Below are 11454 nucleotides of genomic sequence, written 5' to 3' on the forward strand. Positions count from 1 at the left end.
CTTATATAAGTTTATATATTGAAAGCAAGTTGTGTCTCTTTCTATCGAGTTCAGTCATCTCTCGCATTACCTTTTGTGCCATTTTGAGAAAAATCACTTTTTCTTTGTCAAAAGCCTCATCTTCATAGGTGTGGCTGCCACTTCTAATCTGATTAACCATAGTAGTAAAGTATTGTATAAATATCGCGGGGTTCATTAGATCGTTCAAGCTGTACCAACTGAATGGATCCATTTCATTAGCCAGATACTTTTTCTGAAGTAAAGTGTCACAAGCTGTACACGCAGCATAAACATCTACAATATGCCTTGGAGAGCCTTTGGTCACTAAGATTACATTCGCATATAAATTCTCTTTTGTCATTGCAATCAATAAATCCTTTCCGCATCCGGCACATTCCAGGGGTTCATAATCTAAGAATATAGAATGTAATGGCTTAACCTGTTGGTAGGATTTTGGTAGATATCTGAGCATTAATTTTGAATAGCCCACACCTAGTAAGATATTTTCAATCGACTTGTGGTCATAGACTCTGAAATCCTTAAGCAGTCCATTTTCTTTTAATTGTTTAAGTCTGTTTCCGAGTCCTGAGCTTGGTACAGTTGAATACATTCCTATAAAGCCATCTGCTTTGAAACTGGCAACCCGTTCCAGAATATTTTGTTCGTCAATCTCATTGACAGCCCTTTTGCTTGTGGCTTTATGTTTACAGCTGACAAGCCATGTAAATTTATATTGGCCTATTTTGCCCTTGATGATTTCAGATAACAAAATGTCTTTGCCTCCGTCTGGACCGCGGTCAGGCGTAGATTCTATAAAAAATCCTTCTTGTTGAAAAAAATCTCTTGTGAATAATTCCCAATTCTCCCCAGAGGCTATTTCCTTAAAATCTATCATTTCAATTTTTTAATGAAAAATAGTGCTATAATTTTAACATTTCTGCTTATAAATGTATCTCTTTAGTTGAAGATTCAATAATTTTTCTTTTGGACCGGGTATAGGGTTTGGATTAGGCACTTTGTCAATAAATTAAAAAGTCGTAAATATTTTTAGAAGTCCTGTGCCTGTTCATTCGATCCATTTTTGCCCAGTTGTCCTCATGCGCCCAATAGTCGCGTTCGCCCCATACAATATATACCATTTTAAGCCCGTGATTGTTCAGGTAAGCATCAAGTATATCTTTGCGGATATATGTAAAAGCTTCATCGTTGTCTTTAGAACTTTCGTATGTATGGTTGAAACTTGCTAGTTCTTCGTTTACATCATAGAGGTCTTTACTAAAGCTGGTTCTTTCCAAGCCTGCAAAATCAATAATGTTTTTACAAAGATGGATTTCGTTCATGAAGCTGGTTACCGGATGAAACACTTTGATGTTTTTGCGGTCATTGGCGTATTTTACTTCCTCGATGATTTCAATGCGCTCCTCAAGGCCAGCCTGTCTGATGACTTCTTCAGGTGTCAATAACTTTTCTGTTCCCTCTTTTTTCATCATAATAATGATTTGTGGGAAGTTTTCGATGTACTCAAATGAATAGTCGTATATGCCTGTTTGCTTTTCAATCAGTTGCTTTAATTTTTGGGTTTCTTTTTTACTTAATGGAATGCCATCACGGAAGAAAGTGCTTTTGTGTGTCCTTTGCGTATAAGGCGTTGTTCCAGCTGTATATGTCCAGTCTAAAAATTCATTTTGAGGAATTATATCGCTATCAGGTATTTCCGCATCATGGATATTGGAAATAAATGGGATCGAGGTTACGGGGCCTTGGTTTTCACTAAAATGCTTGGTCATCAGCTTTAAGTTCCGAGCTTTTACCAATACAGCGTTAATCGTGAGATAAAACTTACGTTCCTGATCTGGTTTATACTGGGTAATTTTGCCTCGGAGCAAGACCCAGTTCCCTTTTTTATTCAAGAACTGCCCGGTGTTTAGCAGATGTTGATACTTCGGGATGGAATCATCGCTGCACCATTGGCGTAGGCTTTTGTCTTCGTAGATGTAATCAATGTCCAAATAGGGGCTTTTAGGCAATGCCGTTTCTGATCTCAGTTCAGCTGCTTTTGCTTCAAAGCTGGGCATTTCGAGCCGGATATATCCGTCATCTACGGAATCGTTAAGTTTGCCTCTATCTTTTAAATAGCCGCAGAGCTCCTGATAAGCAATGTATACGTATTTGTCCGCGAAACGTTTGATTTTTTCATAGTCTCCAGCATAACCTTGGCGCCTTGCAATATTTTTATCAGATTCACCGAATTTTTCAAAGTCATAGCCTAACTGATAAGCCCTCCATCGTAAGTTACCAAGACGCTTTTTATACAAAGGACTGGGTTTATACTGATCTGCTTTGGGACATAAGGCATACATGTTTTCCTTTTCAAAATGAAAATGAAACAAGGAATTGCCTTCGCGGTATTGACCTTTATTTTTGTCTGGAGCCACCTCCCAGCTTGTTACACCGAGGGTTCTAAAGCTTTTTTTAATATTTGTCAGAGTATAAGCGTTGATCAGATTGGGGTTTTTACGGGATATGGCCTGTAATATCATATAAGCATATTCCCTGGAAAGAATGTGATTTGTAGACAAAGCAGAATCTTTATCAAAGATGCTCTTTTGTAATTGCTGAACAATATCGTCGAATAACTGCCCAGGTTGACCAACGCGGTTTCTGGAAAGTGTTAGCACCAGATTATAACCGATCATTAGCATCGTGGCTTTGATGGTTGGATCATTAATGGTCAGGGAACTATATACCAGCTCAAAAAAATCTTCAGGATATTTATGCCCAAAATGAAACAATCCCGTAGAAATTTCATATTTCTGGTTTTCATCGGTCGTGGTCAGTGTCCACATTAGATAACTGGCAACCAATGCTGTTTTTTTTCTTTGCTCAGTGGAATGGGATTCTTTCGCCTGCAAGCGCATAAATTCCGCCAGCAATTCTTTCTGTCCCTTTGGACCCTTATCCAGAATGTACTGAGTCCAGCTAATATCTCTTTCATTCATTGCCATTGGTCTCAGTGTTTTTTCAAAAAAACTGAAATTAAAGGGGTGATCTGTAACAAAGAGCACGTCTTCAGACATAGTGAAAATAGAAATCAGATTTTTTTGATCTGTAATCAGTTCAGAAATGTACTGCACCTGACGCTCAGGAATGTATTGTGGGGATAGCAAAATCGTTGCCTTAATAGAGCTGCTAAATAATTGTTTCCAGAGTTCGGTCTGTTGTTCATCTGCAATCAGATCATGCACAAAGATCTGCTTATGTATGGGCAGCAAGGCACATAAACAATCAACAATATCATCATGATGCGGATATAGTGCCAGGTGTTCATGACTGGTAATCATTTCTAGCTGTTCGCTTTTCAAAAGCGCGTTAAAATCGGGCGCACTTTCCAATAGGTATTTTCCTATAAAATAGCCGCTCATGAGGTCATAAGTAAGATATATGTATTCCTGACCGCTCTGATAATCCCTCATGAACAATAGTTCTTCCTGCAAAAGTGCATTGGTTACACTCTTGTTAAAGTCTGTAAATCCATCAGGATCAGCCAGAGCAATAATGTCCTGTAAAAGGATTGCCCTTTTTGGATTGTTCCAAAGAAATTCACCGATTTCAAGCAGGATTTTTGAAGCAGCCTTTTTGTATGTACTTATGGGGGGCTTTCCCCAATTTACAAGTTTATGATATACTTGCTTATCACAGATTTCGATGAAACTTTCAAAGATTGAATAAATGGAATCGTGGCCCAAGGTAACCTCTTTTAGCGTGCTGCGCTGCGGATTAGCTGTTTCACAATAAATTTTGAGATAAATAGGTTTTGAAAACTGCTTGAGGGAAATAAATGAAAGTTCTGCTTGTATTTTATACTGGTCAAAGTAATTCCTCACTAGTTTTTTAATCTCATCGTAATTGCTGAAACCGTGTAACGGAATGAATCTTTTGTCCTGTAGCTTGCTCGTACCAGGCCATATGGCTTCCTGATAGGTAGCCCGGCAAGTAGTGATCAGTACAAGGTTGTTTCTTTTTTTTATTTCGTTTTCAATGGCTGGCAGATCCTGATTTAACTTGGGGTTTAGAATGCCACTTGCCGTAATGGCTTCATTTAGCCCATCAATAATGATGGGGATGCGAAGATTATATATTTTTCCCAGCGCATTGATGGTGTCCAGAAAATCGGCAAAAGTATATATTGACAAAATATCAAATATCTTTAAGATCTGATCTTGCAATGGGGTATCTCCACTAAGTTTAACGGCAGGTAGAAAAATAACTGGTTGTTTTTTTTCAAGATAAGATTTGGCAATTGCGACGCACAGGTTGGTTTTACCCGCTCCACCTCCACCAAGGTAATGTGCAAGTTGTCGTTTCAATGGAATGCGGGCGTCCCGAATAAAGTACTTTATCTCCTCGATAATTTTTTTACATTCAGAATGATGGGACGACAATTCCGAGTAGGCATTGTTTCGTCTTTTTAAAACTTCCTCGTCAGTAACACCATCGAAGATAGCAGCCATCTCTGGCCTGATTTTTTCCATTCCGTCATTGCAGAATTCCTGTAGTTTTCTGACACTATCGTCAAAATCCGCTGAGAGCTGTGATTTGATATTATTGGGAAAACAAAGTTCCATTAGGGCATCCAATGTTGGTTTTATTTCCAGGTATAGGTCGTTAAAACCAGACATTTCAAACCTATAGATATCCATGACGCTCCTAAATTCCTTAGCGGTATATTCTAGGCTTTTAAATTTTTGAAGCTGCTTATAAAATAATTTTTGAATCTGCCTTGGATAAGCACTTATCCGATGCCGGAAACCATCGTTGCACAGAACAGGATTTAAATACCAGTATTCAAATTCTTCGTCAGGGATGTAGAGCAGTTCGTCGAACTTATTTTTAACAAGTGTAAAGGAGTTATCAAAAGCATTTTGAAACCAGTCTGGGCTCAGTTCCAGGTCATTGAAGAATGCATTGCGGAGACCATAACATTCAGGTTTGTTCAGCATTTTATGAATATGGGACTGGTTCCACGGTACCAATTTGACGATGCGACCATCAGGGATATGTGTGGGAAGCGTTTCATCAAACCATTTTTGTTCAGCTGGTGTGAAATCCATGGGGATGCACAGATACCATTTCACTAAAGCTGGATGTACCTCTAGTGCTCTCTTCAAAGAACCGATAATACTTGCTTTTCGGTTATGCTCATTTAGTCTGGGGCTTCCTTCGTAATACTTAGCTTGCCATCCCCATTCCTGTCCTGAAGCCTCAGTTAAGTAAAATTCAATTCCATCACCCCCTCCACGGTCTTCAATAGGGGTAATCCTGTTGTTGTCATTTTCATAAAGTATATTAGCAATCTGATAGCAAAGCTGTTCAAAACTTTTTTCTTTAGAGGTTCCGTAGGGTTGTAATTTATTCCAGTTTAACATGAATAACTTTTTAAAGCGCTGTACCGCTAAGATACTTAATTTGATAACTATTGAGTAATTCGACTAAAAGTTGCAAGAAACAAGAAGGGTTTTAATGAATTTGATACCGCTTGAAGGGTTGAGTGCAACTATCAATGAGAAGCAAGATAACGAGATAAATCAGCTTTCAGCATAATATTCCCGGTAGGATGATGTGAATAACGAGGGAAACAAAACATGCTATTTTTACTACTTTTAGGTTTTAGTTTATATGTCAGCAATCAGCGCGCTCATGGGTTGCCGCACCCAATTCTTATATTCATTGTATTTTATCCTGTCCAATCAGGATAAAAATTATTATTTCCGACTGGAGGGTATCGAAGACCTGGATATTTTGGACGATAACAATGATTTATTGTTTGCAATCCAGGTAAAAAACCTGAGTAAGACACTCAGTTTGTCTGATTTCTTATCTGATAAAAAGACATCATTTTTAATGCGTTTTATTGAAAACTATCGTACCAGCATTCCTGTCTTGTTTCCTTTGGTGATATTCAAACAGAAATGTTAACCTGGGAATCATTGCCATCGGAAAGCACAACTGAAAAATCAATAGCTTCTAAATATGTGGATAAACGGGGATAAATTGGCCCGTCTCACCAGGAATAGATTTGTTGTAAGTTTTTGATTGGCTGCGTATTTGTAAATTGGCGTGAGGGGTCAAATGCATTGATATGGCCAGGCATGGTAAACAAATTGCTCAAACAAAAGGATCTTTCTGTGGTTTTGATTGGGAATGTCCGTAATCAAATCCATGAGAAACCTGTACCAATCCCCGATTTTCCTGTTGGCTTTTGTCGTCATGACGATGCTCTTTATCGCTCCGACTTTTGCACAGTCACAAACTGCCATGAATATGAAGGCCTATTCGGACTATAAAAAGGCAGATGCGGAACTAAATGGCGTGTACCAAAAGATCCTGAAAAGCTATTCCAGGGAAACTACTTTTATTAAAAAATTCAGGAATGCTCAGCGGCTCTGGATCTAGCTTCGTGATGCAGAACTGGCCGCTAAATACCCCAACAGCGGAACCTATGGTTCGGTGGAACCCATGTGCGAATCGATATACCTGGAAACGCTGACCAGGGACCGGATTAAATTTTTAAGTGTATGGGTTACGGGAATCGAAGAAGGTGAAGTTTGCCTGGGCTCGGTCAGGATGAAATCGTAGCACATCCCGGTCTTTTAATGATGCATTAATCAATCCTATCAACTCCCTATACTTTTACCTAACACCAATGACAATGACTTTTTATCAGCTCCTAAGACGATTCTTTTGTGTGATCTTCCTGATCAGTATATTCACCTGCTGTAAGAAAAAGGAAGATCAACCCCAACCCGAGGTAGATGTGCCGACGGTAGTTACAGGAAAGCTATACGGATCGCCTTTTACGGCGAAAGTGACGCTGGAGCGTTATACAAAATTTGGTATGAACAACTATCGCCCCGAAGATCTGTTCAGTATATACCTGGCAGGAGATGGGGCCAAAAACTGTAGCTCGCCATTGAGTGATTTTTCGATACGCCTGACGGTGCCCAAAAAGGTAGGCACTTTTTCTGGCAATGATACCTATATCCTGGTTAATGATCCGGGCGATCCTAGCGGTCAGAATGGTTCATTATTCTCTTCAGAACAAACCATTATCACCATCAGTTCCATCACAGGGGATAAGGTGAGCGGCCAGGTTAATGTGAAATGGCCGGAACATAATATTGATTTTAAAGGGCACTTTGAGGCTTACTATTGCAAATAAGATGAGAGATGTTACTTTCGATTCGGCTTCATCACCGGGGTGATCCAACGATGAGTATCTTTCCATCGGCTAAATCTGGCGCCTAGGTTATAACCCTAAGCTGATTCTTCACGCTTAGGGTCATCAATTTTTCATTTTGATTCTGAAAATGGAGTTGGTAATCCCTATCGGTGATCGCATCTACTACAAGTGCTTTATCAGAAATAGTCAATATTTTGGCTGAAATTACCGCAGGTTTTTGAACTGTATTTTCTTTTAAAGTAAGTATAAGGAAGGGTTTGAATCATTATGATGATTTGTTCCAATCATTTGGATACAATTAGGAAAAGTTTGTCTATCTAAATACTTTTAAATTTATTTCATTTAATGCTACAAAATCGGTGAAATCGTTATTACAAATAAGGATAAAAATTATTCGGTTGAAGCCTAACTAATTACAATTATTAATATACCAAATCGGATTTATATTTGATTTGTCGTCAAAATTTGACCTCTTTTGCGCCATCATCAAAATATTATATGCTCTTTAGACGAATACATGAAAATTAAGAAAATGAGCTTTAAGACTATCTAAAATGAGCTCACTCAAGAAGAAATGAGATCCGTCATGGCAGGTAGTGGAAGTTCGATAGGTACGGCTGGACCTAGATTTCCAGGGAGTCCGAATGCTATTCGTGTTTTCCCTACGATATAAGAAGTAAATCCAACATCCTAGTATGCCAGGGGCTGGTGGGTTCGGAGGTGGTTAAATAGGACGCGGTTAACGACGCAATATCAGTTGCTGGCGGTTATCATTCATGTAACAAATTTTTATTTTAATGGAAAATATGTTGGTCAGCGCTAAAGTGTTAATTTTTAAGCGATATGTGCTCTTTATGAATAGCTATATTGTCTTTGGTATGCTACTCTCCACTTTCCTTTTTTGGTACTTTCATGCCTTATTCATTCTCTGGACAGGATGTGCAATTTTCCTTTTATTGCCAATCATAGGGAAAAGGTATCTAATGACAAGGTTTTCAAGGCAAACAATCTTTGAATTTTCAGACGAGTCTATTGTTATTTCATATGATGGACAATCTTTAAAAGAAAATTGTAAATATGAGATTAGATTTCAAAACGTATTGAAGTATAAGTATGAAGAGGGGTATGGTAATCCATACCTCGTTTTATATTTTAAAAATGGAAAGAAAAAATCATTTAATTTTGAATATAAATCTCCAGGAGAAGCTCATGTCCTGGATTATTTTCTGAATTATATTAAAAATTACAATATAGTCTATGGTCAGGATACGATTTCAATACAACCGACTTTTATGGCAACTAAAAATGGTCTGTTTTTTCTGATGGTCTTAGGGATTGGATGGGTGTCACTATGTATTTTAACCGGCATCAATCATGTCAAACTACTCCCATTACCGATTATAGGAGGATTAGCTATGTTCATGCAAACTATACACTTGCGTTCAATTGCCTTAAAGTCCTATAAAACTCAACAAAATTAATTTCATAAAAAGAATGGCGCGCCCATATCCAAGTGGTATATTACTTGACCAGGAAAGAGTGGCGCTGATCACCGGGATATTTACGGGAAGTTCAGGAGAGGTTACTGCGCTTGCTTTTAGGGGCATGCCGAATACGATTTTATCGGTGGGCATACGGCTGGATTTACTACAGGCAATGTTTCTTTTCCTTTGCCCTTTGATGCTGTTTTAGCATTGACCACAGGTTATGAAAGCGATCGAAATGGGAATTATTATCCATATATCAGTCCTGATGTTGTGGTTTCCAAACAAGATAATTTCGATGATCTATAGGCTGACATGAATATTCAGGAAGGAATAAGGTTTAATAAGGGGGAAGTGATTGGAACGGTTTCTTTGTTAGTATCGCTAGGCCAAGCATTGTTATAATAAGTTCGTTGTTTTGAAAGGGTTTTAGGTCGTTTAGTGATGCTAATTATTATACGCTACAATATTCTTTATAAAGTTTCATTATCTTCGAATAACTTATTGGAGTATATCCCATTTCGTGATGAAATTAAATTATAAACTTACGTTATTGCTTACAGGGGCTATAATGATATCATTGTCTTCATGTGTCAGGAAATCTAATCAAGAGCGACAATCCACTAATCAGCCAGAGGCCAAAATTGAAGGAAAGACTGAGGCTGGCTATGGTTTGACCAACACATGGATTGATGATCTGAAAAATCTTCGCACAGCGGTATCTAAAGGTGATTTAGAAAAAATGAAGACCTATTTTAACTTTCCGCTTGTGGATGATACAACTCAGATTTGGTCAGCCGTTTATGATGGCGTGGAGGAAGATAAAAAGCCGAAGGAGTATAAGGAAATATTTACAGAAGATGACTTTAAGGATCATTGCACATCGCTTTTTAATGCGCCATTTATTAAAAGCATTGGTAGGGTAGATCTCGACAAACTATATAAAACAAATGAATCTGTTACTGATGATATCAAAGGTAAACTTGAGAGCTATCATATGGTTGCAAATTTCGATAAGCCGACTGCAATGCTTCAGCTTTCAGTAGTATTTTCGGGGGAATTGGATGAAAAAGGAAATGCAATTAGTGAGACCGAGCATGCGATCATTTATTTCTTCAAAATCAACGATGATAAATACCTAAAGTTTGATAAAATATTATTTGCCGGCTAATCCAGGAAACGTAACCTGAAAACCTCACTTTTTCAGTTGCTGGCTAATGTCTCTGTTCATTTATTTTCACCATAGTTTTAAGTAAAAGTTTAATTTGGAAATACTAAATGTTGCTTTCAATGATGAGCTTCATCTGCGCTAATCGGTAAATGATCGGCTTATTGATTTTAGTGTCCGGATAGGTTCTCAAAGGAACAAAATGGGATTCGAGGAACAGGTCATAGTCGGTAACCATTACAGCAGCATTTAAATATACTGGCATTTGTGGCCGCGGGGCATTGCTAAACCATTCTTCTAATTTATTCACTTCTTCTGCTGTCATTTCGTGATATTTAAGGTTCAAAGATAAATCAAATCAATGGTTTTAACGACTGTTTAAGCTTTATGCATAGCCTTAAAAAAGATAGAAATTAAACTGGATGGACTTTCCAGGTGATTAGCGTTGATTCATATAGAATCAGGTTTGGTTGATTGGTTGGTTTGATGCTTTCTGATGCTTCAGGAAGGGTAATTGAAAAAGGTGCTTCAGTTGCGGAGACGGTGAATGCCTGATATGTCAACCCGAAGGGCCATCTTCAACATGCGGGTGAAAAAGGATCGGATCGTAATTTATGTTAAAGTTTTCTGGTTGAACTCGGGTTACTGATGGATTAAGCCCATGTCTTGTTTGATTTCCTGGTTTTTTAAGCCTGTGATTTCATGAAATTCATGAATAAACTGTTCGAGTTGTTTGCTGGTTCGAAGTGATGCGATGGTTAACAGATCGGTTTTCTCAGGCGATCCAGCTTTTTTGAACCTTAAGTTGACTGCGGTTCTGGTGTAAATAAAGTTTGTATAGATCCTGACGGTTTCGATGCTGATGAAGTCTTTGAAATGATAATGTTTATTTAAATAAGCCAGGGTTCCGGTTCTTTCAATGGTTTGCGCTGTTTTATTAAAAATGACTTTTGTAAAGGCTGCAGCGATACAAAAAAATCCAAATAGGAAGAAGGCTGATCCGCCTAAAATGGCGCCGATCGGGCTTTTGAAAATTAAAGTAAAAAACAACATGCCGAATAAAACAAAAAATGCACCCAGTATGATTACGCCTGGTTTTTTGCTTTTTAAAAGATAGGAGCCTTGATCGTAGACAAAATACTGATAAGAAATCATAGCTGGTGGGGTTGGATGGTTAATGTGGTATGGTGCTGTTGTGGTAAAGGTAATTAATGGTTTCTTTTTTTTTATTTTTTTTAAGATGAATAAGCTTTGACTAATCGGGTTGTCCGGGTAATGATGTTTGAGACTGTTCTTACTAGGCTTTTCAGTCTGTTATCATTCAACCTGAAAACTTTGCGGCACTCGAAACCCATCAACTGGGATATTCTCCAGAGACTATGGTCATTATTAAAGAAGGTTTTAACCATGACCTGGCTTTCCCGGTAAATGGGATGACCTTTCAGGAGGTCAGTTTACGCTCTTCTTTTGCTCCTGTGACCTTATTACGAGTACAGTGCCTAGGACCAGGGGAAAAAAAAGCCAAACATAATCATCTATCGGTAAACAGGTGACTGGTACGT

The 11454-nt window shown here is 38.2% G+C and carries 10 protein-coding genes; 6 read left to right on the forward strand and 4 right to left on the reverse strand.

Translation table 11 applies throughout. The features are described 5' to 3' along the window. Position 1 precedes the first annotated feature (1 nt). Positions 2–895: a restriction endonuclease gene (locus OQX64_RS02640; protein WP_265817485.1), complete on the reverse strand. Its 894-nt coding sequence runs from the start codon at positions 893–895 to the stop codon at positions 2–4. A 124-nt stretch (positions 896–1019) separates the two neighbouring features. Next, positions 1020–5426: an ATP-binding protein gene (locus OQX64_RS02645; protein ID WP_265817486.1), complete on the reverse strand. Its 4407-nt coding sequence runs from the start codon at positions 5424–5426 to the stop codon at positions 1020–1022. 250 nt (positions 5427–5676) lie between these two features. Here OQX64_RS02645 and OQX64_RS02650 point away from each other — a divergent pair, with 250 nt between their 5' ends. From OQX64_RS02650 to OQX64_RS02675, 6 genes are all read left to right on the forward strand, one after another. Beyond that, entirely contained in the window at positions 5677–5976 is a 300-nt protein-coding gene (locus OQX64_RS02650) for a hypothetical protein (RefSeq protein ID WP_265817487.1), read from the forward strand. Between the two features lie 243 nt (positions 5977–6219). After that, entirely contained in the window at positions 6220–6453 is a 234-nt protein-coding gene (locus tag OQX64_RS02655; protein ID WP_265817488.1) for a lysozyme inhibitor LprI family protein, read from the forward strand. Positions 6454–6703: 250 nt separating this feature from the next. Then, positions 6704–7219 carry a hypothetical protein gene (locus OQX64_RS02660; protein WP_265817489.1) on the forward strand — a complete coding sequence of 172 codons (516 nt, stop codon included), beginning with the start codon at positions 6704–6706 and terminating at the stop codon, positions 7217–7219. A 1004-nt stretch (positions 7220–8223) separates the two neighbouring features. Continuing rightward, positions 8224–8721 carry a hypothetical protein gene (locus OQX64_RS02665; protein WP_265817490.1) on the forward strand — a complete coding sequence of 166 codons (498 nt, stop codon included), beginning with the start codon at positions 8224–8226 and terminating at the stop codon, positions 8719–8721. Positions 8722–8734: 13 nt separating this feature from the next. Continuing rightward, entirely contained in the window at positions 8735–8932 is a 198-nt protein-coding gene (locus OQX64_RS02670; protein WP_265817491.1) for a hypothetical protein, read from the forward strand. Positions 8933–9250: 318 nt separating this feature from the next. Next, complete coding sequence (locus OQX64_RS02675) at positions 9251–9895, forward strand: hypothetical protein (protein ID WP_265817492.1); 645 nt, start codon at positions 9251–9253, stop codon at positions 9893–9895. A 103-nt stretch (positions 9896–9998) separates the two neighbouring features. On the opposite strand, the gene OQX64_RS02680 is transcribed toward OQX64_RS02675, so the two are convergent. Then, a complete protein-coding gene (locus OQX64_RS02680) occupies positions 9999–10217 on the reverse strand; it encodes a DUF6965 family protein (RefSeq protein ID WP_265817493.1) in 219 nt (72 codons plus the stop codon). 317 nt (positions 10218–10534) lie between these two features. Continuing rightward, the gene (locus OQX64_RS02685; protein WP_265817495.1) at positions 10535–11047 is read right to left on the reverse strand and encodes a hypothetical protein; all 513 of its coding nucleotides are present in this window, start codon (positions 11045–11047) and stop codon (positions 10535–10537) included. Positions 11048–11454 lie beyond the last annotated feature (407 nt).

Origin of the sequence: Pedobacter sp. GR22-10, assembly GCF_026239715.1 — a bacterium.
In the GTDB taxonomy this organism is placed as follows: domain Bacteria; phylum Bacteroidota; class Bacteroidia; order Sphingobacteriales; family Sphingobacteriaceae; genus Pedobacter.

Excerpts from the sequence above, each read along its gene's own strand:
- OQX64_RS02650 (WP_265817487.1), top strand. The coding sequence starts at position 5,677 with ATGTCAGCAATCAGCGCGCTCATGGGTTGCCGCACCCAATTCTTATAT.
- OQX64_RS02660 (WP_265817489.1), top strand. The coding sequence starts at position 6,704 with ATGACAATGACTTTTTATCAGCTCCTAAGACGATTCTTTTGTGTGATC.
- OQX64_RS02665 (WP_265817490.1), top strand. The coding sequence starts at position 8,224 with ATGACAAGGTTTTCAAGGCAAACAATCTTTGAATTTTCAGACGAGTCT.
- OQX64_RS02675 (WP_265817492.1), top strand. The coding sequence starts at position 9,251 with ATGAAATTAAATTATAAACTTACGTTATTGCTTACAGGGGCTATAATG.
- OQX64_RS02645 (WP_265817486.1), bottom strand. The coding sequence starts at position 5,426 with ATGTTAAACTGGAATAAATTACAACCCTACGGAACCTCTAAAGAAAAA.
- OQX64_RS02640 (WP_265817485.1), bottom strand. The coding sequence starts at position 895 with ATGATAGATTTTAAGGAAATAGCCTCTGGGGAGAATTGGGAATTATTC.
- OQX64_RS02685 (WP_265817495.1), bottom strand. The coding sequence starts at position 11,047 with ATGATTTCTTATCAGTATTTTGTCTACGATCAAGGCTCCTATCTTTTA.
- OQX64_RS02655 (WP_265817488.1), top strand. The coding sequence starts at position 6,220 with ATGAGAAACCTGTACCAATCCCCGATTTTCCTGTTGGCTTTTGTCGTC.
- OQX64_RS02680 (WP_265817493.1), bottom strand. The coding sequence starts at position 10,217 with ATGACAGCAGAAGAAGTGAATAAATTAGAAGAATGGTTTAGCAATGCC.
- OQX64_RS02670 (WP_265817491.1), top strand. The coding sequence starts at position 8,735 with ATGGCGCGCCCATATCCAAGTGGTATATTACTTGACCAGGAAAGAGTG.